This window comes from Qipengyuania soli, assembly GCF_015529805.1.
Classification (GTDB): Bacteria; Pseudomonadota; Alphaproteobacteria; order Sphingomonadales; family Sphingomonadaceae; genus Qipengyuania; species Qipengyuania soli.
Genome location: NZ_CP064654.1, coordinates 2,490,287 through 2,515,889, shown reverse-complemented (window position 1 = coordinate 2,515,889; position 25,603 = coordinate 2,490,287). Strand labels below are relative to the sequence as shown.

25 protein-coding genes are annotated in these 25,603 nt (G+C 63.2%); 13 read left to right on the top strand and 12 right to left on the bottom strand.

The features are described 5' to 3' along the window. Window positions 1-15 precede the first annotated feature (15 nt). Both wecB and wecC read left to right on the top strand, forming a co-directional pair. A complete protein-coding gene (gene wecB, locus IRL76_RS12540) occupies window positions 16-1,137 on the top strand; it encodes a non-hydrolyzing UDP-N-acetylglucosamine 2-epimerase (RefSeq protein WP_200981659.1) in 1,122 nt (373 codons plus the stop codon). A gap of 73 nt (window positions 1,138-1,210) precedes the next feature. Continuing rightward, entirely contained in the window at window positions 1,211-2,476 is a 1,266-nt protein-coding gene (wecC, locus tag IRL76_RS12535) for a UDP-N-acetyl-D-mannosamine dehydrogenase (RefSeq protein WP_200981658.1), read from the top strand. 9 nt (window positions 2,477-2,485) lie between these two features. Here wecC and fabI read toward each other — a convergent pair whose 3' ends face one another. The 3 genes from fabI to IRL76_RS12520 are packed head-to-tail and all read right to left on the bottom strand — an operon-like array spanning window position 2,486 to window position 5,266. Beyond that, window positions 2,486-3,295 carry an enoyl-ACP reductase FabI gene (gene fabI, locus IRL76_RS12530; protein WP_200981657.1) on the bottom strand — a complete coding sequence of 270 codons (810 nt, stop codon included), beginning with the start codon at window positions 3,293-3,295 and terminating at the stop codon, window positions 2,486-2,488. Next, a complete protein-coding gene (locus IRL76_RS12525) occupies window positions 3,283-4,311 on the bottom strand; it encodes a YihY/virulence factor BrkB family protein (RefSeq protein WP_246449769.1) in 1,029 nt (342 codons plus the stop codon). The genes fabI and IRL76_RS12525 overlap by 13 nt, the downstream gene beginning before the upstream one ends. A 4-nt stretch (window positions 4,312-4,315) precedes the next feature. Further along, window positions 4,316-5,266 carry a DnaJ C-terminal domain-containing protein gene (locus IRL76_RS12520; RefSeq protein WP_200981656.1) on the bottom strand — a complete coding sequence of 317 codons (951 nt, stop codon included), beginning with the start codon at window positions 5,264-5,266 and terminating at the stop codon, window positions 4,316-4,318. Window positions 5,267-5,348: 82 nt separating this feature from the next. Between IRL76_RS12520 and pdxH the strand changes: the two genes are divergently transcribed. Genes pdxH through IRL76_RS12505 form a run of 3 tightly spaced genes read left to right on the top strand, consistent with a single transcriptional unit; the run spans window position 5,349 to window position 7,677 of the window. Further along, window positions 5,349-5,954: a pyridoxamine 5'-phosphate oxidase gene (pdxH, locus tag IRL76_RS12515; RefSeq protein ID WP_200981655.1), complete on the top strand. Its 606-nt coding sequence runs from the start codon at window positions 5,349-5,351 to the stop codon at window positions 5,952-5,954. Next, the gene (locus tag IRL76_RS12510; protein WP_200981654.1) at window positions 5,951-6,883 is read left to right on the top strand and encodes a cation diffusion facilitator family transporter; all 933 of its coding nucleotides are present in this window, start codon (window positions 5,951-5,953) and stop codon (window positions 6,881-6,883) included. Before pdxH ends, IRL76_RS12510 begins: the two co-directional genes overlap by 4 nt. Further along, on the top strand, window positions 6,880-7,677 hold the full coding sequence (locus IRL76_RS12505; protein ID WP_200981653.1) for a PhzF family phenazine biosynthesis protein: 798 nt from the start codon (window positions 6,880-6,882) through the stop codon (window positions 7,675-7,677). Before IRL76_RS12510 ends, IRL76_RS12505 begins: the two co-directional genes overlap by 4 nt. Here the strand turns inward: IRL76_RS12505 and IRL76_RS12500 are convergent. After that, complete coding sequence (locus IRL76_RS12500; protein ID WP_200981652.1) at window positions 7,674-8,804, bottom strand: serine hydrolase domain-containing protein; 1,131 nt, start codon at window positions 8,802-8,804, stop codon at window positions 7,674-7,676. The genes IRL76_RS12505 and IRL76_RS12500 overlap by 4 nt on opposite strands. Window positions 8,805-8,833: 29 nt before the next feature. Between IRL76_RS12500 and IRL76_RS12495 the strand changes: the two genes are divergently transcribed. Continuing rightward, window positions 8,834-9,178: a hypothetical protein gene (locus IRL76_RS12495; protein WP_200981651.1), complete on the top strand. Its 345-nt coding sequence runs from the start codon at window positions 8,834-8,836 to the stop codon at window positions 9,176-9,178. Here the strand turns inward: IRL76_RS12495 and mnmA are convergent, their stop codons facing one another. Continuing rightward, on the bottom strand, window positions 9,179-10,333 hold the full coding sequence (mnmA, locus tag IRL76_RS12490; protein ID WP_200981650.1) for a tRNA 2-thiouridine(34) synthase MnmA: 1,155 nt from the start codon (window positions 10,331-10,333) through the stop codon (window positions 9,179-9,181). It abuts the gene before it with no gap. Window positions 10,334-10,437: 104 nt separating this feature from the next. Here mnmA and IRL76_RS12485 point away from each other — a divergent pair, with 104 nt between their 5' ends. The 6 genes from IRL76_RS12485 to IRL76_RS12460 all read left to right on the top strand — a co-directional run bounded on the left by IRL76_RS12485 (window position 10,438) and on the right by IRL76_RS12460 (window position 17,630). Next, complete coding sequence (locus IRL76_RS12485; RefSeq protein ID WP_200981649.1) at window positions 10,438-10,731, top strand: hypothetical protein; 294 nt, start codon at window positions 10,438-10,440, stop codon at window positions 10,729-10,731. Further along, the gene (sciP, locus tag IRL76_RS12480; protein ID WP_200981648.1) at window positions 10,728-11,027 is read left to right on the top strand and encodes a CtrA inhibitor SciP; all 300 of its coding nucleotides are present in this window, start codon (window positions 10,728-10,730) and stop codon (window positions 11,025-11,027) included. Before IRL76_RS12485 ends, sciP begins: the two co-directional genes overlap by 4 nt. Window positions 11,028-11,159: 132 nt before the next feature. Then, entirely contained in the window at window positions 11,160-11,426 is a 267-nt protein-coding gene (locus tag IRL76_RS12475; RefSeq protein ID WP_200981647.1) for a GlsB/YeaQ/YmgE family stress response membrane protein, read from the top strand. Window positions 11,427-11,691: 265 nt separating this feature from the next. After that, window positions 11,692-12,873, top strand: a complete 1,182-nt coding sequence (locus IRL76_RS12470) for an efflux RND transporter periplasmic adaptor subunit (RefSeq protein ID WP_200984317.1) — start codon at window positions 11,692-11,694, stop codon at window positions 12,871-12,873. Between the two features lie 12 nt (window positions 12,874-12,885). Continuing rightward, window positions 12,886-16,353, top strand: coding sequence for an efflux RND transporter permease subunit (locus tag IRL76_RS12465; RefSeq protein ID WP_200981646.1), 3,468 nt, complete (start codon window positions 12,886-12,888; stop codon window positions 16,351-16,353). A gap of 65 nt (window positions 16,354-16,418) precedes the next feature. Further along, a complete protein-coding gene (locus IRL76_RS12460) occupies window positions 16,419-17,630 on the top strand; it encodes a DUF445 domain-containing protein (RefSeq protein ID WP_200981645.1) in 1,212 nt (403 codons plus the stop codon). A 29-nt stretch (window positions 17,631-17,659) separates the two neighbouring features. Here the strand turns inward: IRL76_RS12460 and IRL76_RS12455 are convergent, their stop codons facing one another. The 6 genes from IRL76_RS12455 to sucC form a co-directional block, all read right to left on the bottom strand. Continuing rightward, complete coding sequence (locus IRL76_RS12455; protein WP_200981644.1) at window positions 17,660-18,598, bottom strand: hypothetical protein; 939 nt, start codon at window positions 18,596-18,598, stop codon at window positions 17,660-17,662. Window positions 18,599-18,671: 73 nt separating this feature from the next. Then, the gene (locus tag IRL76_RS12450; RefSeq protein ID WP_200981643.1) at window positions 18,672-19,571 is read right to left on the bottom strand and encodes a hypothetical protein; all 900 of its coding nucleotides are present in this window, start codon (window positions 19,569-19,571) and stop codon (window positions 18,672-18,674) included. Further along, on the bottom strand, window positions 19,568-20,680 hold the full coding sequence (locus IRL76_RS12445; RefSeq protein WP_200981642.1) for a hypothetical protein: 1,113 nt from the start codon (window positions 20,678-20,680) through the stop codon (window positions 19,568-19,570). Before IRL76_RS12445 ends, IRL76_RS12450 begins: the two co-directional genes overlap by 4 nt. A gap of 81 nt (window positions 20,681-20,761) precedes the next feature. Then, window positions 20,762-21,691, bottom strand: coding sequence for an electron transfer flavoprotein subunit alpha/FixB family protein (locus IRL76_RS12440; protein WP_200981641.1), 930 nt, complete (start codon window positions 21,689-21,691; stop codon window positions 20,762-20,764). A 27-nt stretch (window positions 21,692-21,718) separates the two neighbouring features. After that, complete coding sequence (locus IRL76_RS12435; RefSeq protein WP_200981640.1) at window positions 21,719-22,465, bottom strand: electron transfer flavoprotein subunit beta/FixA family protein; 747 nt, start codon at window positions 22,463-22,465, stop codon at window positions 21,719-21,721. A 191-nt stretch (window positions 22,466-22,656) separates the two neighbouring features. Further along, entirely contained in the window at window positions 22,657-23,856 is a 1,200-nt protein-coding gene (sucC, locus tag IRL76_RS12430) for an ADP-forming succinate--CoA ligase subunit beta (protein WP_200981639.1), read from the bottom strand. Between the two features lie 117 nt (window positions 23,857-23,973). Here sucC and IRL76_RS12425 point away from each other — a divergent pair, with 117 nt between their 5' ends. Then, window positions 23,974-24,753, top strand: a complete 780-nt coding sequence (locus IRL76_RS12425) for a 3'(2'),5'-bisphosphate nucleotidase CysQ (protein WP_200981638.1) — start codon at window positions 23,974-23,976, stop codon at window positions 24,751-24,753. A gap of 61 nt (window positions 24,754-24,814) precedes the next feature. Here the strand turns inward: IRL76_RS12425 and IRL76_RS12420 are convergent, their stop codons facing one another. Beyond that, window positions 24,815-25,510, bottom strand: a complete 696-nt coding sequence (locus IRL76_RS12420) for a YiaD family glycine zipper/OmpA-like lipoprotein (protein WP_200981637.1) — start codon at window positions 25,508-25,510, stop codon at window positions 24,815-24,817. Between the last annotated feature and the right edge of the window lie 93 nt (window positions 25,511-25,603).

Genomic DNA, 25,603 nt, shown 5'->3' with positions numbered 1-25,603 from the left:
GGCTAAAGCGCGCGCATGAGTGCGCCGCGCAAGATCCTTACCGTTTTCGGGACCCGCCCCGAGGCCATCAAGCTGTTTCCGCTGGTCCATGCGCTGGAAGCCGACCCGCGCTTCGACAGCCGGGTCTGCGTTTCGGCACAGCACCGCGCGATGCTCGACCAAGTGCTAGCGATCGCAGAGATCGTCCCGGACCACGACCTCGACCTGATGACGCCGGGCCAGACGCTCGATGCGCTGACCGCACGAGCCTTGGTCGAAATCGGCAAGGTGCTCGATGCCGAACAGCCCGACTGGGTGGTGGTGCAGGGGGACACGACAACGGTGATGGCCGGTGCCATCGCCGCCTATTACCGTAAGATTCCCGTATGCCATGTGGAAGCAGGGCTGCGCAGCGGCGACATCCATCATCCGTGGCCCGAAGAGGTGAATCGGCGCGTCGTCGGGACCTTCGCGGCGCTGCATTGCGCCCCTACCGAGACGGCTCGGGATGCCTTGCTGCGCGAGAACGTCGATCCGGCGACTGTCCACGTAACCGGCAATACGGTCATCGATGCGCTTCACTGGGTCAGCGAGAAGGTGACGCGCGAACCTCATCTTGCGCAAGGCTTGGCCGAACTGGAGCATCGGTTTGCCGGCAAACGCATCATTGGCATGACCAGCCACCGCCGCGAGAACTTTGGCGAAGGAATGCAGAATATCGCCAATGCGGTTAGACAAATCGCATCCAGAGATGACGTTGCGGTTATTTTTCCGGTGCACCTCAATCCCAACGTCAGGCAAGTCATGAACGCCGAACTCGCCGGTCTCGACAATGTCGCCCTGATCGAACCCCTCGACTACCCGCACTTCGCCCGGCTGCTGGACATCGCGCACCTCATGCTGACCGACAGCGGCGGTGTGCAGGAAGAGGCACCTGCACTTGGCAAGCCGGTACTGGTGATGCGCGAGACCACCGAGCGGCCAGAGGGTGTCGCAGCCGGAACCGCCAAGCTGGTCGGGACCGATGCGGACACCATCGTGCGCGAGACTTTCCGCCTGCTCGACGACGAGCAAGCCTATGCAGCCATGGCACGGGCCCACAATCCGTTCGGCGATGGCCACTCTGCGCAGCGGATTTGCGACCTGCTTGCCGGTTGATCGATAGCGTTACTGTTAAATTTACCGACAGGCGCTAGAGCCTGCGCGAAACGGTTTCAGGGACACGAATTTCATGCGCGGTGACACCAAGCCCGACGTCTGCGTTATCGGCCTCGGCTATATCGGTCTTCCCACGGCAGCGATCATTGCCCGAGCGGGTTGCCCCGTGCTCGGCGTCGACGTGTCGGAGCGCGTCGTCGAGACGATCAACCGCGGCGAAATCCATATCGAGGAGGTCGATCTCGATGGGCTGGTCCAGGCGGTGGTCCAGCGCGGGCTGCTGCGTGCCTCGACCGAGATTTCGCCAGCCGACGTGTTCGTGATCGCTGTACCGACTCCCTTCGCCAAGGACGGGAACCACACTCCCGACACGAGCTATGTCATGGCCGCGGCGGAGAAAGTCGCCAGCGTCCTCAAGAAGGGCGATACGGTGATCCTCGAGTCGACCTCGCCCGTCGGCACGACCGAAGCGATGCGCGACGCAATCGCGGCGGCACGCCCCGACCTCGCCATGCCCGGACTTACCGACGGCCAGCCCGATGTGAGCCTCGCCTATTGCCCGGAGCGCGTCCTGCCCGGCAAAATCCTCGAGGAGCTGACGCATAACGACCGCTCGATCGGAGGCATCACCCCGCGCTGTGCGAGAAAGGCGCTCGCCTTCTACAAACGCTTCGTGAAGGGCGAATGCGTCACGACCGATGCGCGCAGTGCGGAGATGACCAAGCTGGTCGAGAACGCCTTCCGCGACGTGAACATCGCCTTTGCGAACGAGCTTTCGATGATTGCCGACCGGCAGGGGCTCGACGTGTGGGAAGTCATTCGCCTCGCCAACCGTCACCCGCGGGTGAACATCCTCACCCCGGGACCCGGTGTGGGCGGACACTGCATTGCGGTCGATCCGTGGTTCATCGTCCACGGCGCTCCCGAAGAAGCGAAGATCATCCGCCAGGCGCGCGAGACCAACGATGCCAAGATGCATCATGTGCTCGCCCGCGCGAAGGCACTGGTCGAGGTCAACCCCGGCGCGAAGATCGCCTGCCTCGGTCTCGCCTTCAAGGCGAACATCGACGACTTCCGCGAGTCACCGGCACGCTATGTCGCCGCCTCGCTCGCGCGCGAATTCGGCGGAAGGGTACAGGTCGTCGAACCCTATGCTGGGGAACTGCCGAAGGAATTCGAGGGCACGGGTGCGGAACTGGTCGACATCGACACCGCGCTCGAAGAATGCGGCGTGCTGATCCCGCTCGTCGATCACGATGTCTTCAAGGTCATCCCGCCCGAGGAACGTGCCAACAAGGCGGTCTACGACACGCGCGGCATCTGGCCGGACGTTGCCTGATCCTAGGGATCAGCCCTTGTCGAGCGCGATATCGGGCGCGTCTTCCTGCTTCATGCCGACAACGTGATAGCCGGCATCCACGTGGTGCGTTTCCCCGGTCACGCCCGATGACAGGTCCGACAGGAAATAGAGACCCGATCCGCCAACGTCCTCGATGGTGACATTGCGACGTAGCGGCGAGTTGTATTCGTTCCATTTGAGGATGTAGCGGAAGTCGCCGATCCCGCTGGCGGCCAGAGTCTTGATCGGCCCGGCGCTGATCGCATTGACGCGGATGTTCTGCGGACCAAGGTCGTTCGCGAGATACTTCACGCTGGTTTCCAGTGCCGCCTTGGCAACGCCCATCACGTTGTAATGCGGGATGACCTTCTCGGCACCGTAATAGGTCAGCGTCAGGATCGAACCGCCATTCGGCATCATCGCCGCCGCGCGCTGGGCAACGGCCACGAGCGAGTAGGCCGAAATGTTCATCGTCATCAGGAAGTTGTCGAGACTGGTGTCGACATACTTCCCGCGCAATTCGTTCTTGTCGGAAAAGCCGATCGCGTGGACTACGAAGTCGATCGTGTCCCACCGCGCCTTGAGTGCATCGAAGGCGGCGTCGAGCGCGCCCATGTCGGACACGTCGCATTCGATCAGGAAATCGCTGCCGAGCTGCTCGGCCAGCGGCGCCACGCGCTTCTTCAGCGCCTCTCCCTGGAATGAGAATGCGAGTTCCGCACCATGCTCGCGTAGCTGCTGCGCGATGCCCCAGGCCAGCGACTTGTCGTTGGCGAGGCCCATGATCAGGCCACGCTTGCCTGCCATCAGTCCGACCATGCCGTATCTTCCTCCTCGATTTCACGTTTCAGCGCGGCGCGGCGGCGATCATCCGCCTGCCCGACGAAGTTCATCTCTTCCTCGGGCGTTTCGGCCAGGGCCGCGTTGAGTTCCGCGCCGATAACCACACCGAGCCCGACAAGCCAGAAAAAGAACAGCGCGATCATCACGCCCGCCAGCCCGCCGTAGGTAAGATCGTAAGCGAAAAAGAGGCGCAATACCGGCGGCAGGCCCGTGGTGACGGCGATCCACCACAAGGTGGTCAGCAAAACGCCGGGCCATTTGGGATAGCGACGCCTGCGGTATTTCGACGGGGTCAGCGTGTAGAAGATCAGGTAGAGCGAGCCGAACAGGCCGAGTGCCGGAACTATGCGTGTCAGCCGCAGGTCGGAAACATGGTCGACCAATTGCGGGAAGTAGGCTTCGATCACTTCCTGCGCCGTGCCGATCACAACCTGCGCGATGAGCGACAGCATCAGAAGCATCACGGCCGCCAGGATCACGCCCGAAGAGAACAGGCGGTATTTCCAGAAGGCATGGGTCGGGTGGGTGCCATAGGCCCGGCGCAAGATGTCGCGAATGGTTTCGACAAGGCTGCCGACGGTCCACAGGGCCACGAGCGCGCCCGCCCACAGCAGCCAACCGCTGCGCGCGGAGATCACGTCGCGTGCGACCGGTTCGATGACATTGCCGACGACGGGCGGCAGGGCGAACAGCACGGCATTGATCATGGCCGCTCGCTCCGCCTCTTCCCCGAACAGCGAGAAGATCGCGGCGCCGAGGATGAAGAACGGAAAGATCGCCAGCATGGCGAGGTAGGCAAGATTGCCCGCGTGGATGAAACCGTCGTTGTAAGTGCCGACGATGGTGCGTTTGGCCACATTCCAGGCCCGCGTCCCGGGACCGACGTGGTACTCGATCCGCCCGCGAAGGTGCCGCGCCTCTTCCCTGCGCGCCTCTGGCGAGAGCGAATGGATTTCCCGCTCTGCCGGTGCCGGGAGTTCGTGCTTGGTCAAACGGTCAGGCTCCCAGGTCTGCCCTCGGGTTCCCTTCGTCCTTCCACCCCTCGAGCCGCTTGGCAAGTTCATCGAGATTTTCAGGCAGCTGGATTTCCAGCGTGACCAGCTGGTCTCCGCGCGTGCCATCCTTGCGGCTGAAGCCCTTCCCCTTGAGGCGCAGGACAGTCCCGCCATGGGTACCCGGCTTGACGGTCATCATCACCGGCCCGTCGACAGTCGGTACGCGAATCTTCCCGCCATTGAGCGCCTCGTCGAGTGTGATCGGAAGGTCGCAGCGCACGTCGTTGCCATCCCGCTTGAACAAGCGATGCTTGTCGATGTCGATGGTCACGAGGCCGTCGCCAGCTCCGCCGGAGCCGGGTTCGCCCTTTCCCTTGAGGCGCATTTGCGTGCCGGTTTCGACACCCTTGGGCAGCTTGAGGTCGATCGTCTTGCCGTCGGCGAGGGTGATTCGCTGATCCTGCAGCGTCGCCGCCTCGACAAACGGAACGCGCAGGCGATAGGCGATGTCCGCGCCTTTGCGCGGTGGAGGGGGCGGACGCCTTTGCCCAGCGCTGCCGAACGGACTGCCGCCGCGTCGCGCGCCGCCGCCGCCGAATAAGCCTTCGAAAATGTCGCCCAGGTCCACGCTCTCATTGCCGAAACCCTGGAAATCTTCTGCGCGGAAACCGCGTTGCCCACCGCCACCTCCGCCGAATCCGCCGCCCATGCCGGCGAACGGGTTCGCCGGATTTCCGTCGGCATCGATTTCGCCACGGTCGAACCGGGCGCGTTTGTCCTTGTCCGACAGCAGGTCGTAGGCGCGAGTCACTTCGGAGAAGCGCTCTGCCGCCTTGGGATTGTCCGTGTTGCGGTCAGGGTGCAGCTCCTTCGCCAGCTTGCGATAGGCGCTCTTGATGTCCTTTTCCGTCGCATTCCGCGCAACGCCAAGGATGGAATAGGGGTCGGCCATGGCGTGTTAGCTAGGTGTAACAGCACGCGCGCGCAAGCATGGTGCTTCCGTGTTGAGGGACATGGCGTTAGGGCATCTCGTCATGGACCATGAAAGCGCGATCCCCGAAACCGATCCCTTCGCCCTGTTCGAGGTGTGGTTTGGCGAGGCCAAGGCGAGCGAACCGAACGATGCCAATGCGATGGCGCTGGCCACCGCATCGCCCGAAGGATTTCCGTCGGTGCGGATGGTGCTCCTCAAAGGCCACGGCCACGACGGCTTCGTTTTCTACACCAACGCCGAAAGTCGCAAGGGTGAGCAGATCCGCGCCAACATGCGCGCCGCGCTGTTGTTCCACTGGAAGAGCCTGCGCCGCCAGATTCGCATCGAAGGCCCGCTGACCGAAGTGAGCGAGGCGGAGGCTGATGCCTATTTTCACTCGCGGCCGCGCGTCTCGCAGATCGGCTCTGCGGCATCCGACCAGTCGCGGCCCTTGCCCGCCCGCCAGGTCTATCTCGACCGCGTTGCTGCGCTTGAGGACCGCTTTCCGGAAGGCGACATACCTCGCCCGCCGCACTGGACGGGCTTCCGCCTGAGCCCGCGGCGGATGGAATTCTGGCGCGACCGCGAGTTCCGACTGCACGACAGGCGCCTCTTCACTCGCCATGATGAGAAGGAGGCGTGGTCGAACACGCTGCTTTATCCATGAGCGACAATCGCGCCGCCTTGACCCGTTCGGCCGCACTCGCCTCCATCGCGATGGCGGTGGTGCTGGTCACGCTCAAGACCTGGGCGACCTGGCGCACCGGCTCGACCGCGATGCTGGGGAGCCTGGCCGATTCGGCGCTCGACCTCGTCGCCAGCCTCGCAACGCTCATCGGCGTGTGGATCGCGGCCATGCCCGCCGACGAGGACCATCGTTTCGGCCATCACAAGGCGGAGGCACTGGCCGCCATCGTGCAAGTCATGCTGATTTCGATCTCTGCTTTCGGCATTGCGTTTCGCGCAGTCGAGCGGTTGTTGAGCGGCGGAGAAACCACCGCTGCGGCAGAGGGTATCGGCGTTTCCATTTTCGCGATCCTCGCAACCCTGTGCCTAGTTGCATGGCAACGCCATGTCGTGCGCAAGACCAACTCGGTCGCGATCAAGACCGACAACATCCATTACGAATCGGACCTGTTCCTCAATCTCTCGGTCATCGCCGCGCTGGTCATCGACCAGTACCTGGGCTTCGGTATGGCCGACCCGCTCTTCGGGCTCGGGATTGCCGCATGGCTGGCATGGGGCGCGTTCCACGCGGCGAGCGAGGCGGTCGATCACCTGATGGACAAGGAGTGGCCGGACGAGAAGCGTGAGGCATTCCTTGCCGTTCTTGCACGCCATCCCGAACTCCGCGGGGTGCACGACTTGCGCACGCGTACTGCCGGGGCGGTCGATTTCGTGCAGTTCCACGCGGCGATGGACGGATCGAAGCCCTTGCGCGAAGTCCACAAGATCATGGACGAAATCGAAGCGCGCATCGAAGCGGAATTTCCCGGTGTCGAAGTGCTCATTCACCCCGACCCCGAAGGCTTGATTGACGAGGAGGGACCAGCGGCCGAAGAGCTCTTGCCCGAGCTGGGGGACCACAAGGCATGACCCGGGCACTGCCCTACTGGCACGTCGACGCCTTTGCCGACCGCCCCTTTGCAGGGAACCAGGCGGCGGTGATGCCACTCGAAGCATGGCTCGACGATGCGACACTGCTGGCGATTGCCGAAGAAAACATGTTCGCCGAAACTGCTTTCGTCATCCGTGATGCGAGCGGTGCGGCGGACTGGGAATTGCGCTGGTTCACCCCAACCGAGGAAGTCCGGCTGTGCGGCCATGCGACGCTCGCCAGCGGGCATGTCCTGCTCGGGCGGGACGGAGCCGACCGCGTGACTTTCCGTACGCGCCATGCGGGCATTCTCGAAGTGCGCAAGGCTGGCGAGGGCTACGAACTCGGCCTGCCGCTCATCGAAACCGCGCCGCGCGGCTGGGACGAGGCCGTCGCCCTGCTCGGCACAGATCCGCTCGAGGTGTGGCGCAACGATACCCGCTACAATGTCTTCCTGTTCGCGGATGAGGCGACGGTGCGCTCACTGACACCTGACTTGCGGGGGCTCGGGAAACTCGGGAACGACCAGTTCATCTGCACTGCGCCCGGTAGTGCCACCGATGTAGTAAGTCGCGTCTTCGTGCCCGGCGGGGGCGTGGACGAGGACAGCGTGACCGGATCGGCCCATGCCGTGCTGACCCATTTCTGGAGCGAGCGGTTGGGGCGCGACAGTTTTACGGCGCACCAGGCGAGCAGCCGGGGCGGGACGCTGACCTGTCGGCGTGTGGGTGACCAGGCCTGGCTTGGCGGTCCTTGCGTGACCGTGGTCGAGGGGACGTTCTTTTTGCCCTAGCTGGCGGGGTAGAGGTCGATCACGTCGGCCAGCTGCTGGAGCATCGCCTTTCGCTGCGGCGCGTCCGAATGGCCCAGGCGGACCACGGTCAGTTTCTGGCTCGGCGACACGAAGACGTACTGGCCCATATGGCCGATCATCGCGAAGGCGCTGTGCGGCGCCCGGTCGGGGAAGAGCGGGTGCTCCTCGCCATTGGGCAATGGTCGGTTGAGCCAGGTTTGCAGGCCGTAATGCGGCGACTTCGGGCTGGGCTTGACCATTTCCTCGACCCAGGCGCGCGGGACCAGTTGTTCGCCGCGATACGAACCCTTGTTGCGCAACATTTCGCCGAACTTGGCCCAGTCGCGTGCCGTTGCATGGATCAGGCTGCCGCCGATCAACGTGCCCGAAGCGTCGAACTCCAGCACTGCAGAGGTCATGCCGAGTGGTCCGAACAGGCGGGAATGGAGGAAGTCGGCCACAGCCTTGCGGCGGGTTTCGGGATCCTTGCTGCTCGTCAGTGCGCGTGCGGCGATGTCGGCAAGAATGACGGTGGTGTTGGACGAATATTCGAACTTCGAGCCGGGCTCCGCCTCGAGCGGCTGGGCCGTTGCATAGTCGGCCATGTCGTCGCGACCGTCGAGGAAGAGCATGCGAACCTCGCCGCTTTCGTACGGCGGATCGCCTGCCTCGGTATGTTCGAGGCCCGACCTCATCTGGAGCAGTTGGCGCAGCGTGATTTCCGCCCGCGGGTCGCCGGGACGCTGCCAGCGCGGGACCGGGGCCGGCGCATCGAGCCGTAGCTGTCCGTCGGCCACAAGCATGCCGATCATCACCGCGGTGACAGTCTTGGCCATCGACCAGCTGACGAAGCGAGTGTCCTTGTCGTAGCCCTCGGCATAGCGCTCGGCAGCGATCTTGCCGCCATGCATGACCACCAGCGCTCGCGTCTCGCCGACGCCTTCGCCGGTGAAGACTTCGTCCACCTGACGGGCCAGTTGATCCTTGGGTGCACCGGCATCCTGCGTCACCGCTGCGAGCGCCTCTTCGCTGAGCGGCGGCAATTCGGCGGGACCCGACGAACCGCAGGAAGCAAGGCTTGTGGCAGCAATGAGAAGCGCGATAAGGGGGGTGGGCCGCTGGGACATGCGGCGTCACTCGCACGAAGGAATCCCGCTTGGCAACGGCCAAAACCAGCTCCGGCAAAACACGTATCTGGCTGTGGCTCGCGCTCATCGCTCTCGCCATCGGCGGGGCTGCCTGGGTGTTCTATGGCGAGGGTGTGCGCCGCACTGCCGCCGCCGGAACCGCCTATGGAGCGCATGTCGCCTGCTCATGCCGCTTCATTGAGGGGCGGAGCATGAGCGACTGTGCCAAGGACAAGCTGGAGGGGATGGAATTCGTGCGCTTCAGCGCAGACGAAGAGGCGAAGAGCGTAACCGCTTCGGTGCCGCTGGTTGCCTCGGACACGGCATTCTATCGCGAAGGCTACGGCTGCGTCCTCCAGCCGTGGGAGGGCTGATCAGCCGGCCACACCCTCGGTCGATGCGATCCAGCCCCCGCCGACCACGCGCTCTCCAGCATAGATGACCGCCGCCTGGCCGGGGGCCACGCCGTATTCGGGCTGGACGAAGCGGATCGTAGTGGCGGCATTGTCGCCGAGAGGACCGTCGAGAACGACCGGGACGGGCTTGGCGAGGCTGCGGACCTTGGCGGTCAACGGGGCGTCAGGCAGCGGCCCAATGCGATTCGTTTCGATGATCCGGGCCGATTCGACCGCGAGCATGCGCTTGGGGCCGACGCGGACCTCGGCGGCTTCAGCATCGATGCCAATGACGTAAAGCGGTTCCGGCTGGCCGCCGATCTCGAGCCCGCGCCGCTGACCGACGGTAAAGTGAATCACCCCGCGATGTTCGCCCAGTTCCTCGCCGGTTGCAGCATGGACGATCTTGCCCGGGCGCACGCCTTCGGGCCGCATCTTGGTGACGATCTTCGCGTAGTCTCCGTCGGGGACGAAGCAAATGTCCTGGCTGTCGGGCTTGTCGGCATTGCGCAGGCCTGCTGCCGCTGCCAGCGCACGCACCTCGTCCTTGGGAAGTCCCCCCAGCGGGAAGCGCAGGAACGCGAGCTGTTCATCTGTGGTCGCATAGAGGAAATAGGACTGGTCGCGCGCGGGATCGAGTGCCCGATGCAGTTCGGGACCCGCCGCGCCCATCACCCGGCGGACGTAATGGCCGGTTGCGAGGCAATCCGCACCCAGCTCGCGCGCCATGGCGAACATGTCGGTGAACTTGGGCCCCATGTTGCAGCGGATGCAGGGGACAGGCGTCTGGCCTGCAAGGTAGGCATCGGCGAATCCTTCGACCACCTCCTCGCGAAAGGCGCTTTCATGGTCGTGGACGTAATGCGCGATGCCGAGACGTTCGGCGACGTCGCGTGCATCGCGGATATCGTCGCCCGCGCAGCAGGCCCCCTTGCGCCCGGTCGCTGCGCCGTAATCGTAAAGCTGGAGGGTCACGCCGATGACTTCGGCTCCGCTGCGTGCCGCGAGTGCTGCAACGACGGAGCTGTCCACCCCGCCAGACATGGCGACCACGATCCGGCACTCTTCCGCCGGACGCGGAAGGTCGAACAGCGCCGCGGCGGCGGCCGGGGAAAGTTCTGCGGTGGTGGGCATGGCGCGCCCATACACGGGCAGGGGGCTTGCCACCAGAGGGCAGTGCCCAGCGCCGTATGCGATGTTTTACGGATCGTTCACCATGCGCTGTTATCCACAGTCGAATGTACGAGGGGCATTTCAACAGGGCAGGGTTCCCCGAAACGCGGGATGGCGCGGATTTGCGCCGTTTCCAGTGGACGGATCTCGTTGCCCGCATCGCCGCGACTCGCGATCTTCGCGAGGAGTTTGCGCGTATCGAGGCCGGCTTCGGCGCATTCGCCGAGGTTCGTCGTGAGGGGAATGAAAAGGGTAAATGCCCGGGTAACCATGAAGCTTCAGGTCATGGAAAAGCCACGGGTTTAAGCCTCGGGTCAGCCGCAAGTGATGCGGTGCATGGCGATCGAGAGAAAAAATGATTGAGAACCAGGATATCCGCCCTGCACAGGTGATTGGCCCGCTCGGGGAGCCGTTGACGCTCGCCGACCTGCCGTCGCCGGGCACCAAGCGCTGGGTCGTTCGCCGCAAGGCCGAGGTGGTTGCCGCGGTCAATGGCGGCCTGCTGTCGATCGACGAGGTTCTTGAGCGTTACAGCCTCAGCCTCGAAGAGTTCGCCTCCTGGCAACGCGCCGTCGATCGGTCCGGCATGCAGGGCCTGCGCGTGACGCGTATCCAGCATTACCGCGATCTTTACGAGCGCCAGCTCAAGTACTGACGCGCCCGCTTCGGGAACAAAACGACAATCCACTCGCTCCAGCTGTATCCCCGGTAAACAACGGGGAACCGTTTCGTCCTGCTGTCCGTTAAGGGGGGCACACGGTCGACGGGAAATACAGGAGGAAATAGAATGGGTTGGATTATTGCTATTATCGTTGGCGGCGTTGCCGGCTGGCTCGCAAGCCTGGTCATGAACCGTGATGCCTCGATGGGCATTTTCTGGAACATCGTCGTCGGAATCATCGGTGCGATCATCGGCAACCTGCTCGCAGGTCCGCTGTTCGGCATCGACACCACTATCCAGACTTTCAACCTTCCGGGCTTCCTGGTCGCCATCGTCGGTGCCATCGTCCTGCTCGGCATTGCGAATATGGTTCAGCGCGGCCGCGTCCGCTAAGTAACCGCAATCGCGTAAGTAAAAGCGGGGTCTCCATTTTCGGAGGCTCCGCTTTTTCTATTTGTCGACATATTTCCATGCCTTGAGCCTGCCACGTTATGTTGTAACCGCGCGACATTGGTCTGCCGGAATTTGCGCTTCGCAGAACGGCGCGTTGCCCTTGCCCAATTGGCGGTTTATCGCCCTTTTCGGTAAATTCTTGCGTTCAGTGATATAGCAAGATAATACACCACGTCCGAGTGACGAGTACCGGGGCATGATGGCGATGAATTACGAGACGGGATTTGAAACGCGCGATGCGGGCACCATCGGCTTTGTCGCCGACGGCGAAGGCTCGACCTCGTCCGGACGCAGGAAGATTATCGCGGCCGTTGTCGCCCTCGCGGCGCTGATCCTGATCGCCTATGTCGTATTCGGCCGCTCCGGAACTGCGCCGACTGACGAGAACGAGCAGCAGCTTCCCACCGTCACCGTCGTTGCCCCCGGCCGCACGACCGTTTCCGGCCAGATAGTGGCCACTGGCACGTTGGCGGCTCGCCGCGATATGCCGGTCGGCGCTGTCGGTGAAGGCGGACGCGTCATCGCGATACCGGTCGAAGCCGGCGATTGGGTGCGCCAGGGCCAGGTTCTTGCGATCATCGATCGCTCGGTCCAGTCCCAGCAGGCGCAGAGTGCCGCGGCCCAGATCCAGGTCGCACAGGCAGATGCGAACCTCGCTCAGGCCAATCTCGACCGTTCGCTCAAGCTGGTTGAGCGCGGCTTCGTATCGACCGCCGACGTCGACCGGTTAACTGCGACGCGCGATGCCGCTGTCGCCCGCGTCCGCGTGGCACAAGCGCAGTTGCGCGAGTTGCAGGCACGCAATGCGCGCCTGAATATTGTAGCTCCGGCGGCAGGCCTTGTTCTTGAACGCAATGTCGAGGTTGGCCAGACCGTGGCAGGCGGTGCGCAGGCGCTGTTCCGCATCGCTCGCGGCGGCGAGATGGAGATGCTCGCCAAGTTGAGCGAGAGCGACCTTGCCAACATCGGCGCCGGCAAGACGGCCAAGGTGCAGCCCGTCGGTTCGGAAAAGACTTTTTCGGGCCAGATCTGGCAGATTTCGCCGACCATCAGCAACGCCGATCGCCAGGGTACGGCACGGATTGCGCTGCCTTACGCTCCCGAACTTCGCCCCGGTGGCTTCGCAACCGCGACCATCGAAAGCGGCGCGGTCGTGGCGCCGGTGCTGCCTGAATCGGCTGTCCTGTCCGATCGCGAGGGAGCATTCGTCTACATCGTAGATAGCGAGGGCAAGGCGAAACGGCGCCCGATCACCACCGGTGCGGTAACGCCGCAGGGTATCGTGGTGACCGAAGGCCTCAACGGCAAGGAGCGCGTCGTGCTTCGAGCCGGCGGCTTCCTGACCGAAGGCGAAACGGTGAAGCCGCAGATGGCCAAGGGTAGCTGAGGCAGTCGACCGATGAACTTCCGCAATATCTCGGCCTGGTCGATCCGCAACCCGACCATTCCCCTGGTCGCGTTTACCGCGCTGCTGCTCGCGGGCCTGATAGCGTTCATGCGCATGGACGTGGTCAACAACCCCGACATCGAATTCCCGGCGGTCAATGTCTCGATTTCGCAGCCGGGTGCTGCCCCGACCGAGATCGAGAACCAGATCACCCAACGCGTCGAGGCGGCCGTCCGTTCGATCAACGGCGTAAATTCGATCAATTCGACCGCGCGGGAAGGCAACTCCAACACCTTCATCGAGTTCGAGATCGGGATCGACCCGAACGACGCGGTTTCGGAGGTAAAGAACGCCATTGATACGGTTCGCGGGAGCCTGCCGGACGGCATTCTCGAACCACGCGTCACCAAGGAGGAAATCTCCGGCGGCTTCCTCGCAATCTATGCGGTCGAAGCCGATGACATGACCATCGAGCAATTGAGCTGGTTCATCGACGATACGGTGGCCAAGCGTCTGCTCGGCATCGAAGGCATGGCCGAGGTCAATCGCTTCGGCGGCGTCGATCGGGAAATCGAGGTCATACTCGACCTGCCCAAGATGCAGGCACTCGGTGTGACCGCCAGCCAGATCAACAGCGTTCTGCGCGCGAACAATCTCGATACCGCAGGCGGCACTGCCGAAGTGGGGGGCACGCGCCAGTCGGTTCGCGTCCTCGGTAACAATGCTGATGCATTCGAACTGAGCCAGCGCCAGATTCAGCTCGGCGGCGGCCGGACCATCAAGCTGGCCGACGTGGCCACCGTGCGTGACGGCAATTCGGAGCAAACCTCCATCGCCACCGTCCGGGGCAAGCAGGTCGTGAACTTTGCCATGAGCCGCGCCAAAGGTGCTTCGGACGTCACGGTTTACGAAGAGGCGGTGAAGGAAATCGAGAAGATCCAGGCGGAAACGCCGGGCATCAAGTTCATCCCCCTCTTCAACACGGTGAAGTACACCAAGGAACAGTACGAAAGCGCCATGGCCGCGATGATCGAGGGTGCCATCCTCGCCGTCGTCGTGGTGTTCTTCTTCCTGCGCGACTGGCGCGCGACAGCAATTTCCGCAGTCGCCATTCCGCTGTCGGCCATTCCGACCTTCTGGTTCATGGACCTGCTGGGTTTCAACCTGAACCAGCTCTCGCTGCTGGCCCTGGCATTGGTTGCAGGCGTGCTGGTCGACGATGCGATCGTGGAGATTGAGAACATCGTCAGACACATGCGCATGGGCAAGACCGCCTACCAGGCCTCGATCGACGCGGCCGACGAGATCGGCTTGCCGGTGGTTGCCACCAGCTTCTGTATCGTTGCGGTATTCTTCCCCGTCGGCGCGATGCCGGGCATTTCGGGCCAGTTCTTCAAGAATTTCGGCCTGACGGTCGTCGTTGCCGTGCTCATGTCGCTGGCCGTTGCCCGCATGATCACGCCCATGCTGGCCGCCTATTTCCTCAAGGCGCAGGGACAGGCTGCACACGGCGAAGGTCCGCTGATGGACCGTTACATGGAAGTCCTCAGGTGGTCGCTCGACCGCGGCAAGATGTATGCGGCACGCGAAGGGCTGGAAGGTCCGCGCCACCGCTGGCTCTATGTGCTTGGCCTGTTGTTCACCGTGCTCGCAGCGCTTGCTGTCGCGGGCGCTGCCATCTTCGCCGTGTTCAATGCGATCAATGGTCTGGGACTGCCCGCGCTGATCACCGGCGGGTCGGAAAATATCTTTGCTGTCGTCGTCGCCAAGATCATCGAGATCATCCAGGTGGCGATAGCGCTTGGTGCTGGACTGTTGGCCGTACTGGCGCTGTTCAAGCTGTTCGGCTTCATCGTCGGACTGTTTGGCGATCATATGCGACAGGTGTGGAAGTATCTCCACGCCCGCTTCCTCGACCATCGGGTATGGATGCTGGGTATCGGTTATTTCTCGCTGATGCTGACTATCCTGTTGTTCACCATCGTCCCGGCGCAGTTCCAGCCGGTGATCGACAGCGAGAACAGCCGCATCGAAATCGAGATGGTCCCTGGCACTACGCTGGAAACCACGCGCGAAGTCGCCGATCGCGTCTCCAAGGTGCTTTACGAGCAGCCTGAAGTCGAACTGGCGTTGGAGCGCGTGCGCGAAGGCCAGGCAACGATCTACATCACGCTCAAGGAGGATCGCGAGCGCAGTTCGATCGACTTCGAGCGCAGCCTCGCTCCGCAATTCGCGCAGATGGCCGACGCACGCATCCGCTTTGCATCGCAATCGGGCGGCTTCGGCTCGGGCCGCGACATGACTATCATGCTCGCCGGATCCGATCCCGAACTCCTCGAGGAAACGGCCGCCACGCTGGTCGAGCAGATGAAGGGTATCGATACCCTGGTCGCGCCGCGCATCAGTGCTGACGTCAACCGTCCCGAGATCATTATTCGCCCGCGCGAGGACCTCGCTGCAGATCTTGGCGTGACCACGGTAGCATTGAGCCAGACCATCCGCATCGCCACCATGGGCGAGATCGAGCAGAATGCGGCGAAGTTCTCGTTGTCTGACCGCCAGATCCCGATCCGCGTGATGCTTCCCGAGGAATCGCGCGAGAGCCTCGAGACGATCAAGAACTTGCCGGTGCAGACGGCGAGCGGTGGTTCGGTCCCGCTATCTCGCGTGGCCGAAATCACTTTCGGTTCGGGTCCGACAGCCATTCAGCGCTACAACCAGAACCGCCGCGTCCTCGTGGGTGCCGACCTTGCCCAAGGCGTCATCAAGGGTGAAGCCCAGAAGAAGATCGATGAGCTGCCGATCCTCAAGGACCTGCCACAGGGCGTCATCCGCGACGTGGTCGGCGAGGACGAGTGGCAGGCAGAAATGCTGCAGAACCTGATGATTGCCATCGTCGCCGGCTTCTTCCTCGTTTTCGCCGTGCTGGTCCTCCTCTACAAGCGCATCATCAGTCCGCTGGTGAACATGACCTCGCTGCTGCTGGCGCCCTTGGGCGGTATCATGCTGGTCTGGCTGTTCGGCCAGCCGCAGTCGATGCCCATCTATATCGGCATCCTGCTGCTTCTCGGCATCGTGTCGAAAAACTCGATCCTGCTGATCGACTTCGCGATCGAGGAAATGGCCAAGGGAACCCGCAAGCTTCACGCCCTGCTCGATGCGGGTCACAAACGTGCCCAGCCGATCGTCATGACCACGGTGGCGATGACCGCAGGCATGGTGCCGACGGCGCTCTCGGGCGTCCTTGGAGCAGGCGACGGTGCGTGGCGCGCGCCGATGGGGACCATGGTGATTGGCGGCCTGATCCTTTCTACCCTGCTCACCCTGCTCATCGTGCCCGCAGGCTTCAGTCTTGCTGACGGCTTCGAAAAGCGTGCCGGCCCGTGGCTGCGCGGTCGTTTGCTCACCTACAAGGAAGGTGACGACAAGCGCGGCATCGTGGGCGGCGGCCAGGCGCCGGAGGCAGAGCCCGCGGAGTGAGTGACCACTTGCCCGCGGGTTCGGCATTAGCCGGCCCTCCGCTAGCGCCCGACCGCGCGCGGGTCATGCGGCGAACTGCCACCGGATTGATCGTCCTGATGGCGGGGCTGTTCCTGCTCTCCGGGCGCTATCTCGATTTGCACCCCGCTTGGGGCTATCTCCACGCCTTTGCGGAAGCAGCCATGGTCGGCGGACTCGCCGATTGGTTCGCGGTTACGGCGCTGTTCCGCCGTCCGCTCGGCCTGCCCATTCCGCACACCGCCATCATTCCGGAAAACAAGGACCGTATCGCCGACACCATGGCGCAGTTCCTGCGCGAAAACTTCCTCACGCCTGCGGTCGTCGGCCGACGCATGGGCACGATGAACCTGGCCAAGGCGGTCGGCAGCTACCTTGCCGATCCCAAGTCGGCGCGCGATTCGCGCATCCGCGCAGGCGCAGGCGAGCTTGCGATCGAAGTGCTGCAGTCGCTGGATCCCGACCGGCTCGGCGGGCAGGTACGCGGCGGCATAAAGGCGCAGCTGGAGAAACTCGACATCGCCCCGCTGCTCGGCGGCATGCTCGAAGCGATGATCGCCGACGGCCGGCACAAGCCGCTGATCGACAAGATCATCCGCTGGGCAGGGCTGGTGCTGGAGGACAACGAAACACTGGTGCGTGACATGGTGCACAAGCGCGCCAATGCCGTGCTGCGCTTTACCGGCCTTGATGAGCGGTTGGCCAATTCGGTCATCGATGGGCTCTATAAGCTGCTGGCGGAAGTCCTCGTCGATCCGGAGCATCCCCTGCGCGACAAGATAGAGGAAGGCCTACAGGAGCTTGCAAAAGGTCTACGCGAAGACCCCGAGATGCAGGAGCGGGTCGAGCGGATGAAGCGCGAACTGCTCAACAATCCTGCCATCGGCGACTGGTGGCAGGGCGTGTGGGAGCGCCTGCGTGCCGGTCTCATCAAGTCGATCCGATCGAACGGCGGCGCGGGCGAAGGCTATCTCGGGGAAACCCTGGGAGAACTGGGCGCAGCCCTGCGGGACGACGAGCGATTGCAGCGCCAGGTCAATCGCTTTGCACGCCGTACCGCGGTCGGGATTGCCACGCGCTATGGCGACCAGATCGTCAGGCTGGTGTCCGAAACCGTGAAGCGCTGGGATGCGCAAACCATCACCGATCGGGTCGAAGGCGCTGTCGGCCGCGATCTCCAGTTCATTCGTATCAACGGCACGATGGTCGGCGGACTTGTCGGCCTGACGCTCCACTTCCTGTCGGAGACGATAGGTTAGGCAGGTGCTGCTGTGTGGCAGCGCCGCGCTCATCCGATCCGATAGGCGATCCGAGCGGTGTAGAATGACCTGACAGGCTCGCCGGCGGCGTCTCGTGCAGGCTCCATTACCGCTCGCGTCGTAAATGCGAAGCAGGGATGGCGTTTCATGTCGAAATCCTCGGCCAGGGTCTGGTTGGTGAGGACGCACTCCTCGACCGCGCCATTGGTACCCACCATGATCCGCAAGTGGAAAGTGGCCTGGGCACCTTTTCTCAGCGCCCCTGCAGGATAGGTGCTCATTATGTATTGGACCACCTTGGGCATGTTGGTGGCCTTGGGAGGGCTCACTACCCTCCTTTGCTCCGCCGGATCGAGGCCCCAGTGCCTAACGAGGTCCTCCATGCATGCATTCATCGCAGCGAGGACCGGTTTCAGACCTCCCGTTTCGATGATCACATCCGTTCGGCCCGACTGCGATAATGTCAGCGAAGTTATTTGGGCAGCGCGGTCGGAATCGAGTTGCTCGAGTCCGCGAGGACGCGCTTGCCAGTCACGCTCGTCATCATCGTTCGAGTCCATATCCTCTTGCGAAGGGTCTTCACTCACGATCTTGCTTCTGGCGCCAACGAGACTCCCGAAGTCGCCGAAACTTGTTTTGGTGAACTCGAAATCATCGCTCTTGCCGCCAGGGCCGAACGCATAAGTGGTCTTCCGATCGCTGCGAAACCCGGCGACCTCGCGTGCCGCAACGGCCCAATCGGCTTCCTCAGATGGCGACCACTGTTCAAGATAGAATGCGGCCTTCTGCTCTTCGCTACCGAACACACGTGCGATGCGGCATTTGTTTTCGCCCATGTCCAGGTTCCACTGGCCTATCGGCTTGAGCACGATCGGAGCCCTGTCTGCGCCCCATGCCGCTACAGGTGCAATTGCCAGCGAAAGGCATGCCGATGCCAAGAGTGATTTTGTAACCATTTGCGACCCCAAACTTTCAAATCCGGATCAGCCTAGAAAGGCTGTGTCACCTTTGCGAGTACGAATACGACATGGAGCGGGCCGGTTAGCCGGGCGCCTTGCCTTTGACCGCGGTCTCACCGCTCTCGGTCATGGCAGCGTCGTAGGCAGTGACCAGCGCGTCGAAAGCATCGCGGAAGGCACGCGCCTCGCGTTGGAAAGGTACGCCTGTTCCCTCGCTGACCACGTCCGAGAGGAGCCAGGCAAGATGGTTGCGGCCGGCCGCTTTGCGCTCGCCCGCGGCGCTACGTTCGATGAGCGTGAGCATGGCGTTCTCCACCTCGCCATAGCGCTCGCTCCAGATACGAACCCAGTTGCGACCCTGTTCGCCGTAGCGCCTCAGCCAGATCACCTGCGGATCAGCAGGATCAATCTCGCTGACCGGTGCCTCGATGACCTTCCGTCGCTGTTCGAGGAGGAAGTCGAAGGTCGTGCGGCTGTCGGCCTTCCAATGGTCGACAAGCTGTCGGTCGGGTCGTGAAAAGTCGCCTGTCGGATAGAGGAAGCGATCCATGAAGATGGGGTGGTCGAAGGTCAGTTTGCGCAGCTCGGGCAGCTCGAGATAAATCGCCATTTCGGTCAGCGTGGAAGCCTGCCGCTCGTTGGCGAAGTTCTTCGATTCCAGCATCGCGACACTGCAATCGCGTAAATAGGGCAGCGTGGCGGCATGGTAGATCTCGTGGAGGTAGCGCAAGTCGCGGATATGCGGGTTGTCGTAGTCGCACAGCAGGATGCCGCCCCACCAGGTTGAGAAGTGCGTCCACTCGATTTCCGGCTCCGATGGTTCGTAGAAAAACCGCGGGACCTTGCCGAAGCGATCGACGATATCGTGAACCATCCCGCCCTTGCGGTGCGACTCGGCGATCGGGCCGTCCGCCCAAAGGTTCATCACGTAATCGTGGATTTCGTCGCGCGAGATCAGCAGGTCGATGCGATCGGCCCTCATGCGAGGCCCTCCGCTCGCCAGCGCTCAAGGAGCTGCGGCGCGGTGCTCGCGGCCAGCTTGGGATCGATAAGGGCCGCCATGGCGGGGGTCGCGCAAAGGCGGACGACGGCCTCGTCGCCCGACCCGCGATGGAGCATGCGCACCAAGGTGCTGTCGGCATCGGAGACGGGTGCGGTAGCGAGCAGGTTCACGTCGGCGGGCGCGAGGTTCCTGACGCCGAGCAGGTGCCCGATTCGTCGTGTCGCTTCCGCTTGGACCCCGGCATAGCGGCGGGGCAGCTCGTGGACACCAAAGCGGTCCATCATCGCGCTGCCCCAGGCAAGGCTGAGGAGGTTCTTGAACCACTTGTTTCCGAACAGCGACGGACTCTCCTTGCGCGAGAACACGCCGCCGACGCGGTGGTAGTATCCGCCGAAGGGTTTGGAGTGGCTGAATACGAAGTTGGTGACATTGGGCAGGTCGATGGCGACCTCAAACGCGCGGGCTACATTCCCGACATAGGTGAGGTCGGGGACGAGCGCGATGTCGGGCCTATCTTCTGCCAGCTTTCGCGCAAAGGCGTCGAAATGTGGCCAGACGCTCCCGTCGATTGCTGAGGGTTGGCTGATCCAGAATTGTGCATGGCGGTCTGCGCGGCTTGCGACCTCTGGCCAATCCACACGGCTGTGTCGAACCAGCAGAAGGCCCAGGCTGGCGGCATAGGCAGGGAACCCCTCGTACTCTCCATCGAATATATGGATCGTCGGCCCAAATCCTTCGCTCCGCGCCCGTGCGGCATATTCCGCCATCAGCTTGAAGATGCCCTCGCTCGCCCCAGCGGTGGGATAGCGGTGCGGGAACGCGGCGGCGTCGAACTTCACGACCGGCGCGGACCACGCGATCCAGCATTCGAAATAACCTTCGTGCAGCGCGTCCTGCTTCTGGGTCCACGCTTCGCGGTAGTGTTCGAGCAGCCCGGCATCGCGCCCTGCGGCGCCACCATCCATGACTTCGGCCAGCACGGCCTCGCTCTCGGGCATGACCAGCGAATAGATCGTGCCCGAGGCACCCGCGGCGAGTAGTGCCTGCTTCACATCTCCCTGCGAATAGGACGGCAGGTGATCGGTCATGCACACCTCATGCAACGAAAAAGGCCCGGGCGAAATACCCGGGCCTCCTTATGCAAGAAAACTTGCAAACTTTGCGTGAATTCAGAGCTTTCCGGTGAGCTCCGGCACGATCTTGAAAAGATCGCCGACCAGGCCGATGTCCGCGACCTGGAAGATCGGGGCGTCCTCGTCCTTGTTGATGGCAATGATGGTTTTTGAGTCCTTCATGCCGGCAAGGTGCTGGATAGCGCCCGAAATGCCGATGGCGATGTAGACTTCCGGGGCCACGATCTTGCCGGTTTGGCCGACCTGGTAGTCGTTGGGGACATAGCCCGCGTCGACTGCCGCGCGGCTGGCGCCGACGCCCGCGCCGAGCTTGTCGGCGAGCGGGATGATGACTTCCTGGAAGGTCTCGGAGTCCTTGAGCGCGCGGCCACCCGAAACGATGACCTTGGCGCTGGTGAGTTCCGGACGTTCGCTCTTGGCGATTTCGGCCGAGACGAAGGTCGACGTGCCGGCGTCACCGGTCGAGGGGACGTCCTCGATGGTGCCCGAACCGCCTTCGGTCGCCGCCTTGTCGAAGGCGGTACCGCGCACGGTGATGACCAGCTTGGGGTCGCTCGATTCCACAGTAGCGATGGCGTTGCCGGCATAGATCGGACGGGTGAATGTCTTGTCACCTTCGACCGAGAGGATGTCCGAAATCTGCATCACGTCGAGCAGTGCGGCGACGCGCGGCGCAATGTTCTTGCCGGTGGTGGTGGCCGGCGCGACGAAGGCATCGTGGTGACCCATCAGGTCGACGACGAGCGGAGCGACGTTCTCGGCCAGTGCATGCTCGTAGGCGGCGTCATCGGCGACGTGCACCTTGCCGACGCCGGCGACCTTGGCGGCTTCCTCAGCCACCCCGCGGCAACCTTTGCCGGCGACGAGGAGGTGGACGTCGCCGAGCTTCGAGGCGGCAGTAACTGCAGCCAGAGTGGCGTCCTTCATGTGGGCGTTGTCGTGTTCCACCCAGACGAGAGTTTTCATCTTCGTGATTCCTTTCGTGTCCGGGGCTTACGCGATGCCGAGGGCTTTGATCTTGGCGACCAGCTCGTCGACGTCGGCGACCTTGATGCCGGCCTGGCGCACCGGCGGCTCGGTGACCTTGTGCGTCTTGAGGCGCGGCGCAGTGTCGACGCCGTAGTCGGCCGGAGCCTTGGTATCGAGCGGCTTCGACTTCGCCTTCATGATGTTGGGCAGCGAAGCATAGCGCGGTTCGTTCAGGCGCAGGTCGGTGGTGACGATGGCGGGGAGCGAGAGCTTCACGGTTTCGAGACCGCCGTCAACTTCACGCTTCACGGTGACACTGTCGCCATCGACGTCGACAGTATTGGCGAAGGTGCCCTGCGGGCGTCCCATGAGGGCAGCGAGCATCTGGCCGGTCTGGTTCGAATCGTCGTCGATCGCCTGCTTGCCGAGCAGGATCAGACCCGGCTCTTCAGCCTCGGCAATCGCCTTGAGGATCTTGGCAACGGCCAATGGTTCGACCTCGTCATCGGTCTGCACGAGGATTGCGCGGTCGGCACCCATGGCAAGCGCGGTGCGCAGCGTTTCCTGTGCCTTCGCCGGGCCGATGGAGACGGCCACGATCTCGGTCGCCTTGCCGGCTTCCTTGATACGGATCGCTTCCTCGACGGCGATTTCGTCGAACGGGTTGATGCTCATCTTGACGTTGGCGAGATCGACGCCGGTGCCGTCGGCCTTGACCCGCGGCTTGACGTTGTAGTCGATCACCCGCTTGACGGGGACGAGGATTTTCATCGGGTTTCCTTCCTCTCGAATGAATCTGCGGCTCGCCTAGCTTGCGTTTACGTAAACGTCAAGTGAGGCAGGCCCTCCTACGTAGTTAATGTTCGACCGCACCAGAGCATTCGCGGTCGCCCAAATGAGAAAGGCGGACCCCTCGCGAGGCCCGCCTTTCCCTATTCCTTACGGCAAGGTGACGAGGGCGCTCACGCGGCCTTCTTGACCTCCGCCACGATCTTGCGTGCCGCATCGCCGAGATCGTCGGCGCTGACGATCGCGAGGCCCGAATTGTCGAGGATCGCCTTGCCCTCGTTCACGTTCGTGCCTTCGAGGCGGACGACCAGCGGAACCGAGAGGTTCACGTCCTTCGCCGCCTGGACGATGCCATTGGCGATGACGTCGCATTTCATGATGCCGCCGAAGATGTTGACGAGGATGCCCTCGACCGCCGGATCCTTGAGGATGATCTTGAACGCCGCGGTCACCTTCTCGGTGGTGGCGCCACCGCCGACGTCGAGGAAGTTTGCCGGGAAAGCGCCATTGAGCTTGATGATGTCCATCGTCGCCATGGCGAGGCCGGCACCGTTGACCATGCAGCCGATGTTGCCGTCGAGCTTGATGTAGGCGAGGTCGTATTCGCTTGCCTCGACTTCGGCCGGGTCTTCCTCGGTGATGTCGCGCAGCGCTTCCACGTCCTTGTGGCGGAACATGGCGTTGCCGTCGAAGCTCATTTTGGTGTCGAGGACGAGAAGGTTGCCGCCCTCGGTTTCCACGAGCGGGTTGATCTCGAGCATTTCGCAGTCGAGGTCCATGAAGGCAGTGTAGAGCTGCTTGGCCAACTTTTGCGCCTGCTTGTTGAGCTCGCCCTTCAGCTTGAGGGCGAAGGCCACCGCACGGCCGTGGTGCGGCATGAAGCCCTGCGCCGGGTCGATGGTGATGGTGGTGATCTTCTCGGGCGTCGAGTGAGCGACTTCCTCGATGTCCATCCCGCCTTCGGTCGAGACGATCATGGCGACGCGGCCCGATGCGCGGTCGACCAGCATGGACAGGTAGTATTCCGAAGCGATGTCGACACCATCGGTGACATAGAGGCGGTTGACCTGCTTGCCGGCATCGCCGGTCTGGATCGTCACCAGCGTATTGCCGAGCATTTCCTTGGCGTTCGCTTCGACGTCCTCGATGCTCTTCGACAGGCGGACGCCACCCTTGGCATCGGGACCCAGTTCCTTGAACTTGCCCTTGCCACGGCCACCGGCGTGGATCTGCGCCTTCACGACATAAAGCGGTCCGGGCAGCTTCTTCGCACCCTCGATCGCTTCTTCGACAGTCAGCGCGGCGTGTCCTGCGGGGATGCCGATGCCGTATTTCGCGAGCAGTTCCTTGGCCTGGTATTCGTGGATGTTCATGGGTTCGTTCGTCCTTCGCGTGATGCGCGTTGGGGGAAAGGGAGTCGCCGGGCGCATAAGCATGTCTGGGCGCGCTTGAAAAGTGCGGTTTTCGGGTGCAGGGGCGAGGCGTCTCCAATGATCGACAGCAAACGCCTGGAATCGATCGTCTCCGAAGCGGGACGGATCGCCCATGACCTCTGGCCTGGGGCAGGCAATGTCGTGCGTAGCTGGGAGAAGGAACCCAACAGCCCGGTTTGCGAAGCCGACCTTGCTGTCGACGCTTTCCTCAAGCGCGAGCTCGGTGCGCTATTGCCGGCGGCGGGCTGGCTGTCTGAAGAGACGGCGGACGACCCCTCGCGCCTAGAGCGCGACCTCATCTGGCTGGTCGATCCGGTCGACGGGACACGCGATTTCATCCGCGGCCGTCCGGGCTGGGCAGTGTCCGTCGCGCTGATCAGTTCGGGGCGACCGCTGATCGGCATGCTGGCGGCACCGGCGCGCGGCGAGAACTGGAGCGCGGTCGCGGGGCAAGGCGCCTGGCGCAATGGCGAACGCCTGCGCTCCTCGACGCGCAGTGAATTCCCCGGTTCACGCGTACCGGCCCACGCACTGCCCAAGACCGATGCCGACCTCGTTATGGTCGACCAACCCAATTCGATCGCATTGCGCATCGCGATGGTGGCCGCGGACGAAGCGGACCTTGTCGCGACGCTGCGTTGGGGCTTCGAATGGGACATCGCGGCTGCGGGCATGATCGCACGTGAAGCAGGTGCAGCGATCAGCGACGCCTTCGGCAACAAGCTTGATTACAACAAGCGCGATCCGCGCGCTTTCGGCGTCCTTGCAAGCGCGCCCGCGATCCACGGAGCTGCGGTGGAAAGGCTCGCTGCGCGCGCCGCGCAGCTGACGGCATAGGAAAAGGGCCGCCCCAGCGGACGGCCCCTCCCCTTTTGCGAAACCCGAGGGTTCGTTCTTATCAGTTCTGGGCAGCCTGGGCGGCAGCCACGTCATTCTGGTCGAACGGGATGATCTTGATTTCGACGCGGCGGTTCAGGGGCTCGTTGACGCCGTCGCCGGTCGCAACCTTGAGCTGCGTTTCGCCGAAGCCCATCCAGCGGATGCGCGACGAGCTTACACCCTGCGAGATCAGGTAGTTCGCCACCGCCTGTGCGCGCTGTTCCGACAGGCGCTGGTTCGACGATGCCGAGCCAACCGTGTCGGTATGGCCATACACGTCGACGAGGCTGTTCGGGTACTGCTTGAGGCTTGCTGCGACGCGGTCGAGCAGGTCACGGAAACCGGGCGAAATCGTGTAGCTGCCGGTGGCGAAGGTGACGCCGTCGGGCAGGTTGACGAGGATGGCATCGCCACCGTCGACTTCCGAAACGTCCACGCCCGAGCCGGCGGTCTGTTCCTTCAGTTCCTTGATCTGCTGGTCCATCTTGTAGCCGACGTAGCCACCGGCAGCGGCACCGCCGACAGCGCCGACGATGCGTCCGGTCTTCCCGCCGATGACACCACCCAGCAGGCCGCCGAGCACAGCGCCGCCAGCGCCGCCGAGGACGGTGCGCGAGACCTTCTTCTCGCCGGTGTTGGGATCGGTGACACATGCCGACACGGTCATCAGCGACACGGCGGCGAGACTGGCAGTAAGGATGCGCGATTTCTTCATTATCATTCCTCCTTGGCGACGGGCGTACGGTCTTTCGAGGGTTCCCTTTTGAGCCCGCGTTGGATGGGACGCGCCCACCCGCGTCTTCCCCTC